At 61.1% G+C, this 20,948-nt stretch carries 17 protein-coding genes, 4 tRNA genes and 1 riboswitch; of the genes, 16 read left to right on the top strand and 5 right to left on the bottom strand.

Annotated elements, in window-relative coordinates:
* Window positions 1-36 precede the first annotated feature (36 nt).
* From astA to astE, 5 genes are all read left to right on the top strand, one after another.
* Window positions 37-1,062 (top strand): arginine N-succinyltransferase, encoded by a 1,026-nt coding sequence (gene astA, locus ACM62G_RS18845; protein ID WP_054058793.1) that lies wholly within the window; start codon window positions 37-39, stop codon window positions 1,060-1,062.
* Complete coding sequence (astD, locus tag ACM62G_RS18850) at window positions 1,059-2,525, top strand: succinylglutamate-semialdehyde dehydrogenase (RefSeq protein ID WP_419737538.1); 1,467 nt, start codon at window positions 1,059-1,061, stop codon at window positions 2,523-2,525. Before astA ends, astD begins: the two co-directional genes overlap by 4 nt.
* A 169-nt stretch (window positions 2,526-2,694) precedes the next feature.
* Complete coding sequence (astB, locus tag ACM62G_RS18855; protein ID WP_416770250.1) at window positions 2,695-4,041, top strand: N-succinylarginine dihydrolase; 1,347 nt, start codon at window positions 2,695-2,697, stop codon at window positions 4,039-4,041.
* A gap of 65 nt (window positions 4,042-4,106) precedes the next feature.
* Window positions 4,107-4,397, top strand: a complete 291-nt coding sequence (locus ACM62G_RS18860) for a hypothetical protein (RefSeq protein WP_026145011.1) — start codon at window positions 4,107-4,109, stop codon at window positions 4,395-4,397.
* Window positions 4,398-4,414: 17 nt separating this feature from the next.
* On the top strand, window positions 4,415-5,422 hold the full coding sequence (gene astE, locus ACM62G_RS18865; protein WP_273826307.1) for a succinylglutamate desuccinylase: 1,008 nt from the start codon (window positions 4,415-4,417) through the stop codon (window positions 5,420-5,422).
* Between the two features lie 7 nt (window positions 5,423-5,429).
* Here astE and ACM62G_RS18870 read toward each other — a convergent pair whose 3' ends face one another.
* Together ACM62G_RS18870 and ACM62G_RS18875 are read right to left on the bottom strand one after the other, a co-directional pair.
* Complete coding sequence (locus tag ACM62G_RS18870; RefSeq protein WP_419735329.1) at window positions 5,430-6,878, bottom strand: M91 family zinc metallopeptidase; 1,449 nt, start codon at window positions 6,876-6,878, stop codon at window positions 5,430-5,432.
* A 143-nt stretch (window positions 6,879-7,021) separates the two neighbouring features.
* On the bottom strand, window positions 7,022-7,513 hold the full coding sequence (locus ACM62G_RS18875) for a 6,7-dimethyl-8-ribityllumazine synthase (protein WP_419735330.1): 492 nt from the start codon (window positions 7,511-7,513) through the stop codon (window positions 7,022-7,024).
* 133 nt (window positions 7,514-7,646) lie between these two features.
* Window positions 7,647-7,816, bottom strand: a riboswitch (FMN riboswitch).
* Between the two features lie 202 nt (window positions 7,817-8,018).
* On the opposite strand from ACM62G_RS18875, the gene ltaE reads away from it, so the two are divergent.
* The 7 genes from ltaE (at window position 8,019) to ACM62G_RS18910 (ending at window position 14,140) form a co-directional block, all read left to right on the top strand.
* Window positions 8,019-9,023, top strand: a complete 1,005-nt coding sequence (gene ltaE / locus ACM62G_RS18880) for a low-specificity L-threonine aldolase (RefSeq protein ID WP_419735331.1) — start codon at window positions 8,019-8,021, stop codon at window positions 9,021-9,023.
* Window positions 9,024-9,170: 147 nt separating this feature from the next.
* Window positions 9,171-11,795 carry an alanine--tRNA ligase gene (alaS, locus tag ACM62G_RS18885; RefSeq protein ID WP_419735332.1) on the top strand — a complete coding sequence of 875 codons (2,625 nt, stop codon included), beginning with the start codon at window positions 9,171-9,173 and terminating at the stop codon, window positions 11,793-11,795.
* Between the two features lie 237 nt (window positions 11,796-12,032).
* Window positions 12,033-13,274 carry an aspartate kinase gene (locus ACM62G_RS18890; RefSeq protein WP_054058786.1) on the top strand — a complete coding sequence of 414 codons (1,242 nt, stop codon included), beginning with the start codon at window positions 12,033-12,035 and terminating at the stop codon, window positions 13,272-13,274.
* A gap of 191 nt (window positions 13,275-13,465) precedes the next feature.
* A complete protein-coding gene (gene csrA, locus ACM62G_RS18895) occupies window positions 13,466-13,654 on the top strand; it encodes a carbon storage regulator CsrA (protein ID WP_054058785.1) in 189 nt (62 codons plus the stop codon).
* 62 nt (window positions 13,655-13,716) lie between these two features.
* A tRNA-Ser gene (locus ACM62G_RS18900) sits at window positions 13,717-13,807 on the top strand.
* Between the two features lie 107 nt (window positions 13,808-13,914).
* Window positions 13,915-13,991, top strand: a tRNA-Arg gene (locus ACM62G_RS18905).
* Window positions 13,992-14,063: 72 nt separating this feature from the next.
* A tRNA-Arg gene (locus ACM62G_RS18910) sits at window positions 14,064-14,140 on the top strand.
* Between the two features lie 40 nt (window positions 14,141-14,180).
* Here the strand turns inward: ACM62G_RS18910 and bamE are convergent.
* Complete coding sequence (gene bamE, locus ACM62G_RS18915) at window positions 14,181-14,660, bottom strand: outer membrane protein assembly factor BamE domain-containing protein (RefSeq protein ID WP_419735333.1); 480 nt, start codon at window positions 14,658-14,660, stop codon at window positions 14,181-14,183.
* A 319-nt stretch (window positions 14,661-14,979) separates the two neighbouring features.
* Between bamE and mgtE the strand changes: the two genes are divergently transcribed.
* The gene (gene mgtE / locus ACM62G_RS18920; RefSeq protein ID WP_017902917.1) at window positions 14,980-16,422 is read left to right on the top strand and encodes a magnesium transporter; all 1,443 of its coding nucleotides are present in this window, start codon (window positions 14,980-14,982) and stop codon (window positions 16,420-16,422) included.
* A gap of 122 nt (window positions 16,423-16,544) precedes the next feature.
* Here the strand turns inward: mgtE and ACM62G_RS18925 are convergent, their stop codons facing one another.
* Window positions 16,545-16,871, bottom strand: a complete 327-nt coding sequence (locus tag ACM62G_RS18925) for an Arc family DNA-binding protein (protein ID WP_026145013.1) — start codon at window positions 16,869-16,871, stop codon at window positions 16,545-16,547.
* Between the two features lie 570 nt (window positions 16,872-17,441).
* On the opposite strand from ACM62G_RS18925, the gene ACM62G_RS18930 reads away from it, so the two are divergent.
* Window positions 17,442-17,518: transfer RNA gene (locus ACM62G_RS18930), tRNA-Arg, on the top strand.
* Between the two features lie 64 nt (window positions 17,519-17,582).
* On the opposite strand, the gene ACM62G_RS18935 is transcribed toward ACM62G_RS18930, so the two are convergent.
* Window positions 17,583-18,068 (bottom strand): hypothetical protein, encoded by a 486-nt coding sequence (locus ACM62G_RS18935; protein ID WP_419735334.1) that lies wholly within the window; start codon window positions 18,066-18,068, stop codon window positions 17,583-17,585.
* 119 nt (window positions 18,069-18,187) lie between these two features.
* Between ACM62G_RS18935 and ACM62G_RS18940 the strand changes: the two genes are divergently transcribed.
* Window positions 18,188-19,075, top strand: a complete 888-nt coding sequence (locus ACM62G_RS18940) for an AraC family transcriptional regulator (RefSeq protein WP_419735335.1) — start codon at window positions 18,188-18,190, stop codon at window positions 19,073-19,075.
* Window positions 19,076-19,266: 191 nt separating this feature from the next.
* Window positions 19,267-20,811, top strand: coding sequence for a class I SAM-dependent methyltransferase (locus ACM62G_RS18945; protein ID WP_419735336.1), 1,545 nt, complete (start codon window positions 19,267-19,269; stop codon window positions 20,809-20,811).
* The last annotated feature ends 137 nt before the right edge of the window (window positions 20,812-20,948 follow it).

Below are 20,948 nucleotides of genomic sequence, written 5' to 3' on the forward strand. Positions count from 1 at the left end.
GGGAGCCGCCAGGCGGTGCCCGTTTGAGGAGATAGCATGATCGTTCGTCCCGTACGCAGCAGCGATTTACCCGCTCTGATCGACCTGGCCCGCAGCACCGGTACCGGCCTGACCACCTTGCCGGCCAACGAGGCGCGGCTGGCCCACCGTGTCGGCTGGGCGGAGAAAACCTTCCGTGGCGAAGCCGGGCGTGGCGATGCGGACTACCTGTTCGTGCTCGAAGACGACAACGGCCGGGTCGTCGGTATCTCGGCGATCGCCGGGGCCGTCGGCCTGCGCGAGCCCTGGTACAACTTCCGCGTCGGCCTGACCGTCAGCGCCTCCCAGGAGCTGAACATCTACCGCGAGATTCCGACGCTGTTCCTGGCCAATGACCTGACCGGCAACTCCGAGCTGTGTTCGCTGTTCCTGCATGCCGATTATCGCAGCGGCCTCAACGGGCGCATGCTGGCCAAGGCGCGGATGCTGTTCATCGCCGAGTTCCCGCAGCTGTTCGGGCAGAAGATCATTGCCGAGATGCGTGGCATGTCCGACGAGGACGGGCGTTCGCCATTCTGGGAAAGCCTGGGGCGGCACTTCTTCAAGATGGAGTTCAGCCAGGCCGACTACCTGACCGGCGTCGGCAACAAGGCGTTCATTGCCGAACTGATGCCGAAATTCCCGCTGTACACCTGCTTCCTTTCCGAAGGCGCGCGGGCGGTGATCGGCAAGGTGCACACCGATACCGAGCCGGCCCTGTCGATGCTCAGGAGCGAAGGATTCAGCTACCAGGGTTACGTCGACATCTTCGACGCCGGCCCGGCGGTGGAGTGCGAGACCGGCAAGATCCGTGCGGTACGCGACAGCCAGGCGCTGGTGCTGGCCATCGGTACGCCAGGTGACGACGCCACGCCGTTCCTGATCCACAACCGCAAGTGCGAAGACTGCCGCATCACGGCCGCTCCCGCCCGGTTGGCGGCGGGCACCCTGGTGGTCGATCCGCTGACCGCCAAACGTCTTCAATTGAGTGCGGGCGATTCGGTCCGCGCCGTAGCGCTATCCGCTTCCCGGGAGTCGAAATAATGAGCACGCTTTACATCGCAGGCCAATGGCACGCTGGCCAGGGCGAGGCCTTCGAATCGCTGAACCCGGTGACCCAGCAGGTGTTGTGGCGCGGCAACGGCGCCAGCGCGGCGCAGGTCGAGCAGGCCGTGCAGGTTGCCCGTGAGGCTTTCCCGGCCTGGGCGCAACGCAGCCTGGATGAACGCATCGTCGTGCTCGAAGCCTTTGCCGCCAGCCTGAAAGGGCATGCCGACGAACTGGCCCGCTGCATCGGCGAGGAAACCGGCAAGCCACTGTGGGAAGCGGCCACCGAAGTGACCAGCATGGTCAACAAGATCGCCATTTCGATCCAGAGCTATCATGAGCGCACGGGCGAGAAAAGCGGCCCGCTGGGCGATGCCAGCGCGGTGTTGCGCCACAAACCCCACGGCGTGGTGGCGGTGTTCGGCCCGTACAACTTCCCTGGGCATCTGCCCAACGGGCATATCGTCCCGGCGTTGCTGGCCGGTAACAGCGTGTTGTTCAAACCGAGCGAGCTGACCCCGAAGGTGGCCGAGCTGACGGTCAAGTGCTGGATCGAGGCCGGGCTGCCGGCGGGTGTGTTGAACCTGCTGCAGGGGGCCCGCGAGACCGGTATCGCCCTGGCGGGCAACCCGGGGATCGACGGCCTGTTCTTCACCGGTTCCAGCCGTACCGGCAATCACCTGCACCTGCAGTTCGCCGGGCGCCCGGACAAGATCCTCGCCCTGGAAATGGGCGGTAACAACCCGCTGGTGGTGGATCAGGTCGAAGACCTGGATGCGGCGGTCTACACCATCATCCAGTCGGCGTTCATCTCCGCCGGCCAGCGCTGCACCTGTGCCCGTCGCCTGCTGGTACCGGCAGGGGCCTGGGGCGACCAGTTGCTGGCGCGACTGGTCGAGGTCAGCGGCAACATCGAGGTCGGCGCGTTCGACCGGCAGCCGGCGCCTTTCATGGGCTCGGTGATCTCCCTGGCGGCGGCGCGGGCGTTGATGGAGGCCCAGGCGAACCTGTTGGCCAACGGTGCCGTGGCGCTGCTGGCGATGACCCAGCCACAAGCCGGTGCCGCACTGCTGACGCCCGGCATTCTCGATGTGACGGCGGTGAGCGGGCGTCCGGACGAAGAGTTCTTCGGGCCGTTGCTGCAGGTGATTCGCTACAGCGGGTTCGATGCAGCGATCGCCGAAGCGAACAACACCCAGTTCGGCCTGGCGGCGGGCCTGCTGTCCGATTCCGAGGAGCGTTACCGGCAGTTCTGGCTGCAGAGCCGGGCCGGGATCGTCAACTGGAACAAACAGCTGACCGGCGCCGCGAGCAGCGCGCCGTTCGGCGGAGTAGGGGCCTCGGGCAACCATCGCGCCAGTGCCTACTACGCGGCGGACTATTGCGCGTACCCGGTGGCTTCGCTGGAGACGCCGAGCCTGGTGGTGCCGGCGAGCCTGACGCCGGGTGTGAAACTTTGAATCGTGTGGGGCCTGCGGGCCCCGTTCGCGGGCAAGCCCGCTCCCACAGGCCGGGTGTCCGGCCTCGCCCTCGCGAGTGGCCTGGGCTTGCTGGCGATCACCAGACCGCGTTCGCCATCCACCGCATTACCTGATGTCTATAACAACAGATTTTCCTGGAGCCTCGCCGATGAAATCCTTTGAAGTCAATTTTGACGGTCTTGTAGGCCCTACCCACAACTACGGCGGCCTGTCCTATGGCAACGTCGCCTCCCAGAGTAACAGCCAGCAGGCTTCCAACCCGAAGGAAGCGGCCCTGCAAGGCCTGGCGAAGATGAAGGCGTTGATGGAGATGGGCTTCGTCCAGGGCGTGCTTGCACCCCAGGAGCGTCCGGACGTTGCCGCCCTGCGCCGACTCGGTTTCGCCGGCAGCGATGCCCAGGTGATCGAACAGGCCGCGAAGCAGGCCATGCCGCTGCTGGTCGCCAGTTGCTCGGCTTCGAGCATGTGGGTGGCCAACGCCGGTACTGTCAGCCCGAGCGCCGACACGGCCGATGGGCGTGTGCATTTCACCGCGGCCAACCTCAACTGCAAGTACCATCGCAGCATCGAACACCCGACCACCAGCCGTGTGCTGGGGGCGATGTTCGCCGACGACAGATACTTTGCCCATCACGCCGCCTTGCCGGCCGTTGCCCAGTTCGGTGACGAGGGTGCGGCCAACCATACGCGCTTCTGCCGTGAGTACGGCGAAGCCGGCGTCGAGTTCTTCGTGTTCGGCCGCAGTGCGTTCGACACCCGCTACCCGACGCCACAGAAATACCCGGCCCGCCAGACCCTCGAAGCGTCGCAGGCGGTCGCCCGCCTGCACGGCCTGAGCGATGACGGCGTGGTCTATGCCCAGCAGAACCCGGCGGTGATCGACCAGGGGGTATTCCACAACGATGTGATTGCGGTGGGCAACGGCGAGGTGCTGTTCTACCACGAGGACGCGTTCCTCGACACCGACCGGGTGCTCGCCGAGCTGCGGGACAAATTGGCCCGGCGCGGCGGCAACTTCCAGGCGATCTGCGTGCCGCGTGCCCAGGTGACGGTGGAAGATGCGGTGCGCTCCTACCTGTTCAACAGCCAACTGCTCAGCCGCGCCGATGGCAGCATGATGCTGATCGTGCCGGAGGAGTGCCGCAAGAACGAGCGCGTCTGGCAGTACCTGCAGGGCCTGACGGCTGCCGGTGGGCGGGTGCGCGAGGTGAAGGTCTTCGACCTCAAGCAGAGCATGCAGAACGGCGGCGGGCCGGCGTGCCTGCGTTTGCGGGTCGCGCTGAAGGAATCCGAGCTGGCGGCGGTCAACCCAGGGGTTATCATGACCGCGCCGTTGTACGACACGCTGACCCAATGGGTCGAAAGGCACTACCGCGACGCCCTGCGCGAAAGCGATCTGGCCGATCCGCAGTTGTTGCTCGAGTGCCGGACGGCGCTGGATGAACTGACGCAAATCCTTAAACTGGGCGCGGTTTATCCATTCCAGATCAATTGAAAGCGTGAGCCTGGCCTTCAGTGCAAGGCCAGGTGCGCGACTTTTCTCCAGATGAGAGCACGAACATGAGCGATACCCCCCTGCAGTTGATTCTCGAAGACACCGATGGCGCTCAACTGCAAACTTCCTGCACGCGTTTTGCCGTGATCTGGCAGGGTAAGGAAGTGTGGATCCAGCAGGACGGTCGTGGTCAGTTGCTGATCGGTGTCGATGTCGAAGAAGGCGATACCGAGTATGCCAACCTGCTGCTGCGGCCATTGGCGACTAATCTTGTAAGCCTGCAACTGGAGATGGAACCGGCCGACGTTGGCGACGACGATCACGTGCACGGTCCCGACTGCAATCACGATCACTGATCAAGGAACACCGCGCTATGCTCGCCCTCGGCAAACTGCTTGAACTGACCCTCGCCGGTCGTGAACCGGCGGAGAAGACTCAACTGACGGTCGAAGGCGTGCGGATGCGCTGGCTGAGTGAGGGCGCGCTGGAGGTGCGGCCTCCCCAGGGGCGGGACAACGGGCTGGATCTGTTGCTGTCCGCCGGTATCCACGGTAACGAGACCGCGCCGATCGAACTGCTCGATCGCCTGTTGCACGATATTGCCCGCGGCGACCTCAAGCCTCGGGCACGCATTCTGTTCCTGTTCGGCAACCCGGAGGCGATGCGCCGCGGCGAGCGTTATATCGAGCAGGACATCAACCGGCTGTTCAATGGTCGCCATGAACAGAGCAGCGGCAACGAGGCGTTGCGGGCCTGCGAGCTGGAGCGGTTGGCGGCGAGCTTTTTCAGCGTGGCCGATCGCAGCCGCCTGCACTACGACCTGCATACCGCGATTCGCGGCTCGAAGATCGAGCAGTTCGCGCTCTATCCCTACAAGGAAGGGCGTGCGCACTCGCGTCAGGAGCTGGCGCGACTGCAGGCCAGCGGGATCAGCGCAGTGCTGCTGCAGAACAAGCCTTCCATCGTCTTCAGCAGCTACACCTACGACAAGCTCGGGGCCGAGGCCTTCACCCTGGAGCTGGGCAAGGCCCGGCCGTTCGGGCAGAACCAGGGCGTCGATGTGTCGCGCCTTGAACTCCGCCTCAAGCAGCTCATCGAGGGCAGCGAGCCGGACACCGAGCAGCGGCTCGACGGCCTGCAACTGTTCAGCGTGGCGCGGGAGGTCATCAAGCACAGCGATGCCTTCCTGCTGCACCTGCCGGCGGATATCGAGAACTTCTCGCCACTGCCCAAGGGTTACCTGCTGGCCGAGGACCTGGCGGGCAGCCGGTGGGTGGTGGAGGAGGACGAGGCGCGGATCATTTTCCCCAACCCGAAGGTGAAGAACGGCCTGCGCGCGGGGATCCTGGTGGTCCCGTCCGGTAGCGAACAGTTGGCCTGACGCCTGCTCAGTCCTCCCGGTACTGTTTACGTGGCGGGATGCCGAATTCCCTACGCAAGCCGTTTTCGCTGAAGGCCTCGGGGTTGCTGCTCAGGGGATCGGGGTGGCCGGCGAACGGGAACGAGGCCCCCTGGATGTTCAGCCCGACGGCTTGCAACTCGAGGTTGGGGATTGCATGGCGGGGTCTGTCGCCGTCGATGCCATCCGCACTCATGCCGGGAAACATCGTGCCGGTCACGTAGTTATAGGCATGGCACAGCTCGTGATACAGGTGCACGATACTGGTGACCTCGCCCTTGAGAAACGACGGGTCGTAGTAGACCTGGCAGCCGTCGCTCGGTGGTGCGGCCTGGCCGTTTTCGATGAACGGGTAGTCCTGCCCCGGGTGATTCGGAACGCACATGCCGTTTTCCTCTTCACTCAGTTCTCTGACCACGACGGGAATTCCGCTTCTTTCCCGGGCCTGGCCCAGGGCGTCGAGCAGTTGGCGGCCATTTTCCGAGCCCAGCAGCAACCTGAGATCGTCGTTGACCCGCTCCTGGAACTGCGCCGAGCCTTCGACGACCACGCCGCAGCTGTCCAGGTCTTTGGCGGCGATGATGACGCCGGGGTCTTCAAGACGGCTGGAGGGTGCTGTTTCAGCGGCGGAGTAGGCATTGAACAACCGAACATCCGGCCTGAGGTCGTCGACGATGTCGGTTCCCGTTCCGGTGTAGGCGGTGGTGCGGGCGGCCCCGGAAACGAGATGGTCGTCACCATCGGAGCCGCTGAGCACACTGTGGCCGGTGCCGCCCTGTAACAGGTCGTCGCCCTGGCCGCCGTCGAGGAAGCAGGAGCCTTTGCCCCCGATCAAGGTATCCCGGCCCTGGCCGCCGTAGGCGGTGATGGCGCCGCTACCCAGGGCCCTGACCAGGTCGTCGCCGGCGCCGGCCTCGACATAGCTGGCGCCGCTGCGGGTGAAAATCCGGTCGTTGCCGGAGCCTGCGTTGACCTTGGTGAAGCCGCCGCCAGCCACGACCAGGTCGTTTCCCTCTGCCGAATCGATGAAGACCGTGGTCTTGACCGCGTCGTCCACCCTGATGCGGTCATCGCCTGCCTGCGTGCGCAGGACGATCACCTGGGTGTCCGACGCCAGGTCGAGGTGATAGCGCCGCTCGTTGATGTCGATGACCAGATGATCGGTCTGGTAGAGATGGATGCGGTCATCGTCGTTGCCGCTGGTGAAGACCAGATGGTCGGTCGGGCCGCGATAGCTGGGCGGCGCCTGCAATCTGTGGCGTTCGATCAGGACGTTGGTGTCCTGGTGAACCGAGTGCACCTGCAGGCTCCTCTCATCGTCCGGGTATTGCCGCAGAGGGGTGATGGTGGGCGTGTCGGTTTCAGTATTGCCGTCGATCCGGTACTCATGCTCGGGCGCGACGGCCGGGGTCGGGTTCAGGCTGGACAAATCATTCATGGGGCCTCCGTGGGCGTTGGGTCTCGATAGCGCTGAACAAGGCGCAAGGGTCGAGCCCACTTAACCCTGAAAGGGAGGCGGGGAGAGCGTAGATAGTTATGGAGGCATGACCTGCCGGCACCGGCCGGCAGGTCGAGGCGGCTTCAGACCGCCAGTTTCTGTACGGCCGGACGCGGCAGCGCGCGCAGCTTGCCCAGGGTGTCGGCGCAGGTTCTTGCGGCTTCCTGGCCCTTGTGCACGAAGTGATCGAAGAAGAATTTCTGGTGTTCTTCGCCCGCGTGGAAGTGGTGAGGCGTGAGGACCACGGAGAACACTGGAATCTCGGTGTCCAGCTGGACCTGCATCAGGCCGTCGATCACCGCCGTGGCGACGAAGTCGTGGCGGTAGATCCCGCCGTCGACCACCAGGCCGGCAGCCACGACGCCGGCATAACGGCCGGACTTGGCCAGCAGTTTGGCATGCAGGGGGATTTCGAAGGCGCCGCCGACCTCGAAGAAGTCAATATCGCTTTCCTGATAACCGAGCTTGGCGATTTCGCTGACGAAGCCGTGGCGGGCCTGATCGACAATGTCCTTGTGCCAGCAAGCCTGGATGAAGGCGATGCGCTGGTTCTGGTGGATAGTGGTGGTTTGCATCTGTTCTGACTCCTGTTTGTATGAAAAACAGGGCGTTATGAATCGAATGGGATTCAAGGGTACGTCCAGGTCGGCCGTACGCTGCGGTCGGGCAGGCGTGCGGCGCTCCCGAGGAACGGCCCTTGGGTGCCAATCCCGTTCTCTCTTCATCCGGACTATGACCGTCGGCCCCGGAATCACACCGGGTCTGCTGACCTTGGAGGCGGACGGTCGTGACCGTTCACCTCGTCAAGCGCTCGCGGGCTAGGCGTGTTGCGCGCCATTACCGCCGGTGGGGAATTGCACCCCGCCCTGAGAACGTTGCCACCAGTCTTTCTGTTGGCGGCGATTTTTTACCATATATTTCCAGGGTGTGCATGGGCGACGTTACGATGATGATCATCGAATGTTTCCCGCACGCCTGGGCATTTGGCACGGCAGTGCTTGATTATCGCGGGCCATGACCGCAGTAATGGCTTTCGAACGGGACGTTCCCGATCTCACCCTTCATGACGAGGCCTGTTTCATGACTGTCATCGATCTTCGCAGTGACACGGTTACCCAACCCAGCGCCGGCATGCGCGCCGCCATGGCGAATGCGCCCCTGGGGGACGATGTGTATGGCGAGGATCCGACGGTCAATCGGCTCGAGAGCGAGCTGGCCGCCCGGCTGGGGTTCGCCCGAGGGCTGTTCGTGCCTTCCGGGACCATGAGCAACCTGCTCGGGCTGATGGCTCACTGCGGCCGGGGCGACGAGTACATCGTCGGTCAGCAATGCCATACCTACAAGTACGAAGGCGGTGGTGCCGCGGTGCTCGGTTCGATCCAGCCGCAGCCGCTGGAGGTGCAGGCCGATGGCTCGCTGGACCTCGAGCAGGTGCGGGCGGCGATCAAGCCCGATGACTTCCACTTTGCCCGCACCCGCCTGCTGGCCCTGGAAAACACCATGCAGGGCAAGGTGCTGCCATTGGAATACCTGGCGGCGGCCCGCAGCCTGACCCGTGAGCAGGGGTTGGCCCTGCACCTGGACGGTGCCCGTCTTTACAACGCGGCAGTCAGGCTGGGGATCGATGCGCGAGAGATCACCCGGCATTTCGATTCGGTGTCGGTCTGCCTGTCCAAGGGGCTGGGGGCGCCGGTCGGCTCGGTGCTGTGCGGCAGCGAGGAACTGATCGGCAAGGCGCGGCGGCTGCGCAAGATGGTCGGTGGCGGCATGCGTCAGGCCGGCCTGCTGGCGGCGGCGGGGCTGTACGCCCTGGAGCATCAGGTCGAACGCCTGGTCGACGATCACGCCAATGCGCGGCACCTGGCCGACGGGCTGCGTGACGCCGGCTATCGCGTCGAGGCAGTGCAGACCAACATGGTTTACGCTGACCTGGGTACCCGGGCCGAGGCGCTCAAGGCGTTTGCCGCCGAGCGCGGGGTACGCCTGAGCGCCGCGCCGCGCTTGCGGATGGTCACGCACATGGACGTCAATCGTACACAAATCGAGCAGGTGGTCGCGGTATTGGCCGAATTTAACCGCCAATGAGCCTGCAGGCCGTCCAATTGAGGGTTTCTATCGTATAAACACACTGTACCCAGGGCGCAGGGCCGATATAATGCGGCCCTTTGCAAGTCGCAAATCCATTCAGACGTGATGCACTTGCCTCCGGCTGCAGACTCCGTGGAAGAACCTATGAAAAGCGCAGAAATCCGTGAAGCCTTCCTTCGCTTCTTCGAAGAGCAGGGCCACACCCGTGTCGCCTCGAGCTCTTTGATCCCGGGCAACGACCCGACCCTGTTGTTCACCAACGCGGGGATGAACCAGTTCAAGGATTGTTTCCTGGGGCAGGAAAAACGCGCCTACACCCGCGCGGTCAGCAGCCAGAAGTGCGTTCGCGCCGGCGGCAAGCACAACGACCTGGAAAACGTCGGTTATACCGCTCGTCACCACACTTTCTTCGAAATGCTGGGCAACTTCAGCTTCGGCGACTACTTCAAGCGCGACGCCATCACCTTCGCCTGGACCTTCCTGACCTCCGAAAAGTGGCTGAACCTGCCCAAGGAAAAGCTCTGGGTCACGGTCTACGCCAGCGATGACGAAGCCTACGATATCTGGACCAGGGAAGTCGGCGTACCGGCCGAGCGCATGGTCCGTATCGGCGATAACAAGGGCGCGCCCTACGCCTCCGACAACTTCTGGACCATGGGCGACACCGGCCCGTGCGGTCCTTGCACCGAGATCTTCTACGATCACGGCGCCGACATCTGGGGCGGCCCACCCGGCTCGCCGGAAGAGGACGGCGACCGCTACATCGAGATCTGGAACAACGTGTTCATGCAGTTCAACCGCACCGCCGACGGCGTATTGCACCCGCTGCCAGCACCGTCGGTGGACACCGGCATGGGTCTGGAGCGGATCAGCGCGGTGCTGCAGCACGTGCACTCCAACTACGAGATCGACCTGTTCCAGAGTCTGCTGAGCGCTTCGGCGCAGGCCATCGGTTGTGCCAACGACAACCAGGCTTCGCTGAAAGTGGTCGCCGACCACATCCGTTCCTGCGGCTTCCTGATCGCCGATGGCGTGCTGCCGTCCAACGAAGGTCGCGGTTATGTGCTGCGCCGGATCATTCGTCGTGCCTGCCGTCACGGCAACAAGCTGGGCGCCAAGGGCAGCTTCTTCTATCTGATCGTTGCCGCGCTGGTGGCCGAGATGGGCGAGGCCTTCCCCGAGCTGAAATCCCAGCAGGCGCACATCGAACGTGTGCTCAAGGCTGAAGAGGAACAGTTCGCCAAGACCCTGGAGCAGGGCCTGAAGATCCTCGAACAGGACCTGGCTGAGCTCAAGGGCAATATCGTTCCTGGCGACGTGGTGTTCAAGCTCTACGATACCTACGGTTTCCCGATGGACCTGACCGGTGACATCGCCCGCGAACGCAACCTGACCCTCGACGAGGACGGTTTCGAGCGCGAGATGGAAGCCCAGCGCGAGCGTGCCCGTTCCGCCAGCTCCTTCGGCATGGACTACAACAGCCTGGTCAAGGTCGACGTGGCCACCGAGTTCACCGGCTACAGCGCCACCAGCGGTGCGGCGAAAGTGGTCGCGCTCTATAAAGAAGGGCAGTCGGTGGACGTCTTGAATGAAGGTGAAGAGGGGGTCGTGGTCCTGGACCGGACGCCGTTCTATGCCGAATCGGGCGGTCAGGTTGGCGATTGCGGCTACCTCAAGGCGGTTGCCGGTCGTTTCGACGTGCGCGATACCACCAAGACCGGTGGCGCTTTCCTGCACCATGGCGTTCTGGCCCAGGGCAGCCTGCTGGTCGGTGCCGAGGTCGAGACCCAGGTCGCCGCCGAGGTGCGTCACGCCACCTCGCTGAACCACTCGGCCACCCACCTGCTGCACGCCGCGCTGCGCCAGGTCCTGGGTGAGCACGTACAACAGAAAGGCTCGCTGGTTGACAGCCAGCGCCTGCGCTTCGACTTCAGCCATTTCGAAGCGATCAAGCCGGAACAGATCAAGGCTCTGGAAGATATCGTCAACGCCGAGATCCGCAAGAACTCGGTGGTGGAAACCGAAGAAACCGACATCGACACCGCGAAGAAGAAAGGCGCGATGGCGCTGTTCGGCGAGAAATACGGGGATACCGTTCGCGTGCTGAGCATGGGCGGTGACTTCTCCGTCGAGCTGTGTGGCGGTATCCACGCCAACCGGACCGGCGACATCAGCCTGCTGAAGATCATCAGCGAAGGTGGTGTGGCGTCGGGTGTGCGGCGTATCGAGGCGGTGACCGGTGCTGCGGCGCTGGCCTACCTGAATGCCGCTGAAGAGCAACTCAAGGAAGCCGCGAACCTGATCAAGGGCAATCGCGACAACCTGATCGACAAGCTGTCGGCTGTGCTGGAGCGCAACCGCCTGCTGGAAAAACAACTCGAGCAATTGCAGGCCAAGGCCGCGAGCGCTGCGGGTGACGACCTGTCGGCCCAGGCCCGGGACGTCAAGGGTGTGAAAGTACTGGCCGCACGCCTGGACGGCCAGGATGGCAAGGCCCTGCTGGCACTGGTCGATCAGCTGAAAAACAAACTCGGCCGCGCAGTGATCCTGCTCGGCAGTGTCCATGAGGAAAAGGTCGTGCTGGTTGCTGGCGTGACCAAAGACCTGACCGGCCAACTCAAAGCCGGTGATCTGATGAAACAGGCCGCTGCGGCGGTGGGTGGCAAGGGCGGTGGTCGTCCGGATATGGCGCAGGGCGGCGGTACCGACGCCTCGGCGCTGGACGCCGCACTGGCCCTGACCGTGCCATTTGTCGAGCAGGGCGTTTAAGGCTTCGCGCAAATGCCTATCGTCCAAGGGCTGTACGAAATGTTTTCGGGCGAAAGCCAGGCCAGGCGAAAACCGGCGAGCAAGCGCAGTTGACTTGAGTCAATGAGCATGGCGAACCGGTTTTCAACGCAGCCTGGGCGAGCGCAGATACATTTTCTACAGCGCCTGGTGATAGGCAGCGAGGCTGTGGTTTGAATGATTAATGGGCGCCCCTTTACGGGCTGAGGCGGCTTAGAAATGGCTTTGATCGTACAGAAATTTGGAGGCACCTCAGTCGGCACTGTCGAGAGAATCGAGCAGGTCGCCGACAAGGTTAAGAAATTCCGCGAAGCCGGCGATGACCTGGTGGTTGTGCTGTCTGCGATGAGCGGCGAAACCAATCGCCTGATCGATCTGGCCAAACAAATCAGTGGCGAGAACCAGCCGGTTCCACGCGAACTGGATGTGATCGTTTCCACTGGTGAGCAGGTGACCATCGCGTTGCTGGCCATGGCGCTGATGAAGCGCGGCGTGCCAGCGGTGTCGTATACCGGTAACCAGGTGCGGATCCTGACCGACAGTGCTCACACTAAAGCACGCATCCTGCAGATTGACGATCAGAAGATTCGTGCTGATCTGAAGGAAGGTCGTGTGGTTGTCGTCGCCGGCTTCCAGGGTGTTGACGAGAACGGCAATATCACCACGCTCGGTCGTGGGGGGTCCGACACCACCGGTGTGGCACTGGCCGCGGCCCTGAAGGCTGACGAATGCCAGATCTACACTGACGTCGATGGGGTCTACACCACCGACCCGCGGGTCGTCGCGTCGGCTCAGCGCCTGGACAAGATCACCTTCGAGGAAATGCTGGAAATGGCCAGCCTCGGCTCCAAGGTCCTGCAGATCCGCGCAGTCGAGTTCGCCGGCAAGTACAACGTTCCGCTGCGCGTTCTGCACAGCTTTAAGGAGGGTCCGGGTACCCTCATTACTATTGATGAAGAGGAATCCATGGAACAGCCGATCATTTCCGGCATCGCCTTTAACCGCGATGAAGCCAAGCTGACCATCCGTGGCGTGCCCGATACTCCGGGCGTGGCCTTCAAGATTCTCGGCCCGATCAGTGCCGCCAACATCGAAGTCGACATGATCGTGCAGAATGTCTCGCACGATAACACCACCGACTTCACCTTCACCGTACACCGCAACGACTACCAGTCGGCGCAGAATGTACTGGAGAACACCGCGCGTGAAATCGGCGCCCGGGAAGTGATTGGCGACACCAGGATTGCCAAGGTCTCGATCGTCGGTGTCGGCATGCGCTCCCACGCGGGCGTTGCCAGCCGCATGTTCGAGGCACTGGCCAAGGAAAGCATCAATATCCAGATGATCTCCACTTCCGAAATCAAGGTTTCGGTGGTGATCGAGGAGAAGTACCTGGAGCTGGCCGTACGTGCACTGCACACGGCGTTCGAGCTGGACGCTCCGGCCCGACAGGGCGAGTGATTGCGTTACTCCAAAGGGCGCGGTTGAACCGCGCCCTTTGTATTTTTTGATAAGTGTGGGCAAGCGCTGTTCTTTTGCCCGCTCTCGTCAATACTTAGGGGCGTAGGGCTATGGCTATCTTGGGTGTAGGCCGAAGCCCTTTTTTTTGCAGACTGTGTTGTCCCTGAACTGAAATGCGTGAGGAGATAGGTATGTTGATTCTGACTCGTCGGTGCGCAGAAAGCCTGATCATTGGTGATGGCGAAATCACTGTGACCGTGCTCGGCGTCAAAGGAAATCAAGTGCGTATTGGTGTCAGCGCCCCCAAGGAAGTGGCCGTCCACCGTGAGGAAATCTACCTGCGGATCAAGAAAGAGAAGGACGAAGAACCAAGCCATTAATTTTTCTCGTTTTTTTTGTTTGCAAACGGGGAAAAAGCTGGTTAATATACGCCCCGTGTTGCGGAGAGCTGGCCGAGTGGCCGAAGGCGCTCCCCTGCTAAGGGAGTACACCTCAAAAGGGTGTCGGGGGTTCGAATCCCCCGTTCTCCGCCATTATTTGCTTAGTGCGTTACGATCTGGCTTCTTCTGTAAGTTGTTGAAATTACTAGAAAAAGTGCTTTACAAAAAGATTTGACGACCTATAATGCGCGGCAACAAATGCACTCGTAGCTCAGCTGGATAGAGTACTCGGCTACGAACCGAGCGGTCACAGGTTCGAATCCTGTCGAGTGCACCATTTAAGCGTCATCGGTAGCAATACGGATTACGTGGCTTCAACCAGTTGTGGTCTGGTCTAAAAACACAAAATGCACTCGTAGCTCAGCTGGATAGAGTACTCGGCTACGAACCGAGCGGTCACAGGTTCGAATCCTGTCGAGTGCACCATACACCAAGAAGCCCGCACATGTTGCGGGCTTCTTGCTTTCTAGCGTTTGACGCATCCTCTTTCATCGAACTGCACCTGGCTGCTGCGACCTTTCTTCAGGTTGTAGTGATAGCGCGTGGTACTGTTGCTTGTACTTATCTTGTCCGGCTTGCCCAGGGCGCTTTCCACTTCCTGGCGATTCATGCCGGGGCGCACCTGTTGCTGGATGACAGCCTGGCGGCGTGAGCGTGCATCCAGCAGGTTGCCACATCCATCGTCATGTTCGCCCACTACGATCAGCTCCCGGGGCGTTGGAGAGATTTCCCGGGATGCCGGTTGCTGTCTGGTGGGCAGGGGCTTGCTGCCGGGTGCGTGATTGTCTGCGCGTTGCGTTCGCAGGTGGGCGTCGTGGGGGCAGCCCAGTGTGGTGAAGGTGATGTGGCCGCTGGCGTCTTCGCAACGCTGCACCATCGCGGCGCTCGCGCCGGGAGGCTGGTACAGCGCCAGGGGGATCAGCAGGCAGCAGGTTCTTGGTGGCATCGAGGGTCCTCCATGACGGTCGTTGCTAAAGCCTAGTTGCGGGCTTTTACAGCGGGCGTGTGTTTTCTTTTCGGGATGCGTCGTCGAATTCAAAAGCAGCTGAAGAATGTCCGGCTTTTCTCGCAAGCGCTTGTTCTTGCCAAGATTTTTGCCGTTAAAGCGTCTGAGGCAGTGTATGATTGCGCCCGTCAGCCCCGCCGGGGCTTGTGGAAAACCTCCATGGACTTACCCAGTAGTTACTCAGTATTTCGCTTTACCAATCAAGAATTGACTGATTGATCCTTCCGGCGTGTTCCACTGCTGGGAGTGGAGTTCGCCTATGACCGAAATCGAAGTAAAGAAATCTCAAGAAAGCTTGCAGGACCGCCTGGCTCAAGTCGTCGAGCTGCTGCATCGTCAGCGGGTGGTCGAGGACCTGACCCATCGTCAGGAAGGTCATCATCAGGATCGGGTGGAGAACCTGGTCCACCGGCAGAATCTCGTCGAGCTGCAGCGCAAGCTCGATGATCTGCACTCCGCAGACGTCGCTCATATTCTTGAAGCCTTGCCCCTGGATGATCGCCTGACGGTCTGGCAACTGGTCAAGGCCGAGCGCGACGGCGATATTCTGCTCGAAGTATCCGACGCTGTTCGTGAAACGCTGATCGCCGACATGGACGATCACGAACTCCTGGCCGCGGCCAAGGAGATGGATGCTGACGAACTCGCCGACCTGGCGCCTGAACTGCCACGGGACGTCGTGCATGAGCTGATGGAAGCTCTCGACGGTCAGCAGCGTGAGCGCGTTCGCTCCGCGTTGTCCTATGACGAGGAGCAGGTCGGCGCGCTGATGGACTTCGAGATGGTCACCATCCGTGAAGACGTCAGCCTGGAAGTCGTATTGCGTTACCTGCGCCGGCTCAAGGAGCTGCCGGGGCACACCGACAAGCTGTTTGTCGTGGACTATGACGGCGTGCTCAAGGGCGTGCTGCCGATCAAGCGGTTGCTGGTCAATGATCCCGAAAAGCAGGTGGCCGATGTCATGGCCAGCGATCCGGTCAGTTTTCATCCGGATGAGGATGCCTATGACGCGGCGCAGGCCTTCGAGCGTTATGACCTGATTTCGGCACCGGTGGTCGACAAGAACGGCAAGCTGATCGGCCGTTTGACCATTGACGAGATGGTCGACCTGATTCGTGAGGAGAGTGAGAGCGAAGTCCTCAGCATGGCGGGTCTGCGGGAAGAGGAAGATATCTTCGCCTCGGTCTGGAAGTCCTTGCGTAACCGCTGGGCGTGGTTGGCGATCAACCTGATCACCGCCTTCATCGCCTCGCGGGTGATCGGTCTTTTCGAGGGTTCTATCGAGAAGCTGGTGGCGCTGGCTGCGTTGATGCCTATCGTTGCGGGGATTGGTGGCAACTCCGGTAACCAGACCATCACCATGATTGTGCGTGCGATGGCCCTGGACCAGGTCAGTACCGGCAATACCTCGCGGCTGATGCGCAAGGAGTTGGCGGTGGCGCTGCTCAACGGTCTGATCTGGGGGGGCGTGATCGGCGTCGTGGCCTATGTGCTGTATGGCAGTTGGTCGCTGGGGGTGGTCATGACGGCCGCAATGACGCTGAACCTGTTGTTGGCGGCCTTGATGGGGGTGCTTATTCCGATGACGCTGGCGCGTCTGGGGCGCGATCCGGCGATGGGCTCCAGCGTCATGATCACTGCCATGACCGACAGTGGCGGCTTCTTCATCTTCCTCGGGTTGGCGACACTTTTCCTGCTCTGAGTCTCCGGGCGCGGCCTTCTGGTTGCATCACCTCTCCAGGTTCCCGGGCTTTTCCCGGGACCTTCCCGAATTTGACGCAAAAAAAAGCCAGCACGAGGCTGGCTTGAGCTTTCAGGGATGAATCAGCTGGCGTCTGCGGCCATTTCGGCGTCGTGTGCAATCAGCGACACCAGGGCATTCTGCTGACGATGGGACAATTGACGGAAGCGTTGCAGCAGCTCGCGCTCATGCAGGGACAGCTCCGGGCTGTCCAGACGCATGCTGAGCTCGTCGCCCAAGGCACCTTCCTGAATAAGACTCTGCTCCAGGCGTGCAATGATCTCGGAATTCATGCTGCGGTGGTGGTTACGAGCCACGTCGGCGATGCGTTCCCGCATTCCATCGGGCAGACGCACGACGAATTTGTCAGCTGTACGGCTGGAATAAATTGCCTGTTTCAATGGGCGCATAGTTTTAAACCGGTTAGTTCAGGGGAGCGGTTCTCGGAATTGGCCGCAGGATGTCAGTAGGACAGCATGCTTTGCCAAATGTTCAACCTGAATTGAGATGAGGCCCGCATCATGCCTCAAATTTGCCAGATCATTGGCGTCAATTCTGTGACAAATATTGAACTGGATAAAGGCGATATGCCAGCACCAATTATCAGAAATGCGCACTGGTTTGAAAGTTTTCGCCGGTGCGGTGCTCTGATCGGCCATCCCAAGCCAGTCTGAAGGCTACGAGCCTTCCTGCCGCATATGCTACGCGGTGATCTGGCCTTTTGCCTCTATTGTTGAAGGATAGTGGCAAATGGCTGATTTTCTAGTGGACGAACGGTCCGAAGCAGGGCAACCAGGGCCTTTTCCGACCGACGAGCGTGAGTGGGAAGGCGATGTCCCTGCTATCAGTGGCGACAGTGTCTTGTGGCACCCACAGAGGCGACTTACCGTTAAAAAGCCCATGGATGACATGACAAACGTCGGCGTGCCCGTTAACATGCACGCCGTCCGTCGCGTCGCCTGTTCGGGTAGACGCTCGTTGTCTCAGTAGCTCAATTGGATAGAGCATCCCCCTCCTAAGGGGAAGGTTGGCAGTTCGAACCTGCCCTGGGACACCATCAACACAGTCTCGCAGCCTGCACGCCGAGCCTGAATTGCCTACACGGCGCCTCCCGGTGCGCGCTAGGCAAAGTTTCCCCCTCTCCTGCGCAGATAAATCATTTGTGCGCTCAGTCCCACAACCAGCACTACAGCGATGGCACCCTGGGCTCCCAGCAGTATCGGCGATTTCAGATCGGTGACGAACGGATGTCCGTCTGGCACTCGGCGCAGCGTTTCGGAGACGGTGGGTAGCATCAGGAAAAACGCGGTCAGGCTCAGGCAAATGGTTTCCAGATAATGGCGGGCCCGTCCCAGCCAGTTGATGCTGCCAACGCCATAGCCGGCCAGCAGCAATGCAATCGTGATGACGCCCACGATTTTACTGACGGGTTGATGAGCGACCAGGAAGACAGTGAAGCCGCCGATCAGCATCGACGCCAAATAGAGCAGTCCGGGCGTGGAACGAGGGACGATACGGCCGTGGCGGATGAACATGTGGATTGCCAGTGGGATGGCAGGTAGGCTGCCAAGCGTGTGTATCCAGCCGAGGGGGGAGATTCCAGACATTTGATTTTTCCACGTGATTGGACGATGTGCATAAACGGCCAGCGTTGGAGGACTTCGTTTCAGTTGCGTCAGCGCGTTATGATTTCGGGGCAGCTTAATAAAGGCGCGGCCGGCCAGACATGATGAATCCCCGCGAAAACTTGATCATTCATCCGGAAATGCAACTGGAGGGCCTGGCCACGGGCGATCTGCTGTCCCAGGTGCTTGCGCAGATTCGTCTGACCGGGGACCGGGTCTATTCCTGCGTCTTGGCGAGTGGGCAATGCCTCGACCTTGATGAGAAGAGTGCGCACATTTGCGTGCTGCAGAGCGGAGAGTTACAGCTCGAGGAAGGGGGGCAGGCGATCGCGACGCTGGAGCAGGGCGATCTCATTCTGCTTCCTCATGATTCCTCCGGGATAAGGATCATGGCCAGCAAGGGGCCTGTGGCCGTGGTGATCTGCCGATTCTGGTTCGATGCGAGCAGTTTCCAGGCCATGCTGTTTGCCCTGCCCCGATTGATCCATATCCGCAAGGCCGAAGCTGTGGCCTGGGCTGAAGGCATCCTGCATTTCATGTTGCTCGAAGCCAATGACACTCAACCTGGCGGTGCGCTGATGGTTTCGCGCCTTATCGACCTTACCGTTATCCGCATGTTGCGAACATGGGTCCGGCAGAACGCCGCGTCAGGCTGGCTGGGTGGCCTATCGGACGCGCGTATAGCCCGTGCGCTCAGGGCTATCCACGGAAGTCCCGGGCAACAATGGCGCATTGACGCGCTGGCGGAGGTTGCCGGCATGTCGCGCTCCAATTTCTGTGATCGGTTCAGCGCATTGGTTGGGCGCTCGCCGCTGCGTTACCAGAATGAATGGCGGCTCACGTTGGCGAAAACGATGTTGTCGAAACATGACAGCCGAATCGGCGAGATCGGCTTCGCGATTGGCTATGAGTCGGAGGCGGCGTTCAGTCGCGCCTACAAGGCTTTTTTTGGCCGTTCGCCCCGAGAGGATAGCGGCCGGCCGGGTTAGGGCCCGGTGTGTGCTTGTTCGCCGGTTTTCGCCTTGCCTGGCCTTCGCTCGAAAACATTTCGTACAGACCCTGGTCGCTATGACTGACATCCGTAGGAGCGATACTCTGATCGTTCTGCTTGTGATGTGTAGCGGCTACCTCTTATATAGAAGGAGTTTTCTGTTCTCGACTGCCAGGAAGGAAGCAGGCCATGAGTGAAGCGTGGAACGACGGTTATTTCACCGATGAGGGGTACACCTACAGCTATAGCCGGGAGATCAACCCCGTCTTCCAGCGCTACTGCTTGTTGTTGCGTGGTTTCGCAACCCTGGAGAGCGCAAGTGCCTATCATTGTGAGCTGGGCTTTGGCCAGGGTGTGTCGATCAATATTCATGCGGCGGCCAACCCGGGATGTTATGTCGGTAACGATTTTCATCCGGCACAGACTGCGCATGCCAATACCTTGGCAGTGGCCAGCGGGAGCAATGCCCGGCTGTATGACGACAGCTTCGAGCAGTTGCTGGCACGCGATGACCTGCCGCAGTTCGACAGTATCAGCCTGCATGGCATCTGGACCTGGGTCAGTCGCGATAATCAGAAATTGATTGTCGAGTTCGCCCGGCGGTATCTCAAGCCAGGTGGGCTGCTGTATGTCAGCTACAACTGTTTTCCGGGGTGGTCGCCGTCGGCACCGTTGCGCCAGTTGTTCCGTCTCCACGACCGATTTGCCTCCAATGCCTCGATGCCGCCGGCCGAACGTATAGATGCAGCGCTGCAATTTTCTGAGGCGTTGTTGGCGGCAAATCCCCTGTACGCCGAGGCGGCTCCGAACGTCGTTGCCAAGTTGCAGGGCGTCAAGGGGCAGAATCGCCAGTATGTTGCCCATGAATATTTCAACCGCGACTGGAACTGCATGTATTTCACCGATGTGGTGGATGCCCTGTCCGCGGCCAAACTCGACTATGCCACGACCGCCGTGCCACTCGATTCGGTGGACCCGCTCAACCTGACCGGTGAAGGCATGGATTTCCTGGAAGGGATCGAGCAGCCGGTCATGCGCGAGCAGGCGCGTGACTATTTCGTCAATCAGCATTTCCGTCGGGATCTGTACCAGCGCGGCGCTATCAGATTGTCTGCTGCAGAGCAGCGCGAGGGTATGCTCAATACCCGCTTTGTCCTGTTGCAGGCAGCGGAGACCGTTCCGGGTAGTGTCAAGGGGCCGGCCGGTGAAGCGACATTGCAGTCAGAGATATACGGCCCTGTGCTCGAAGCGCTGGCGGCGAAGGCCTATGCGCCGAAAACCTTGCGGCAGTTGTTGGGGGCTGTGCCTTCGATGGCCTATGGCGACCTGGAGCAGGCGGTAACGGTACTGGTCGGCATGGGGGTGGCGGCACCCTGCCAGAGCGAGGCTGCCGAAAAGCTGGTGCAGGCCAATTGCAGTGCTCTGAACCTGCATCTGTGCAAACGTTCGCTGTTCAACAACCCGATATCGACCCTGGCCAGCCCGTTGACGGGAGGTGGCGTGTCGATCAGTCGTTTCGGGCAACTGTTCCTGATATCGATCATGCAGGGTAAAAAACACCCTGCTGAGTGGGCGCAGTTTGCGTGGGGCATCATCAGTTCCCAGGGGGAGGGGATCGTCAAGGATGGACGGGCCCTTACCACTGCCGAAGAGAATACTGCGGAGTTGCTGGCCCAGGCCGAGGCATTTGGCGATAAGTCGCTGGTTATCCTGAAGGCACTGAAGATCGTTTGATGGCAGGAGGTGGGCCGGCCTTCTGCTTGTTTGGGGGGGCTGTTCCGCTTTTGCCTTTTAATAGGGGCCTGCACATGACACAACACCCAGGCTCCTCCCTCCTGCAGCAGCGAGCGGGCTTTGGATTGGCGGTTTTG

Source organism: Pseudomonas sp. COR18, from assembly GCF_048568395.1.
GTDB classification, from domain to species: domain Bacteria; phylum Pseudomonadota; class Gammaproteobacteria; order Pseudomonadales; family Pseudomonadaceae; genus Aquipseudomonas; species Aquipseudomonas fuscovaginae_B.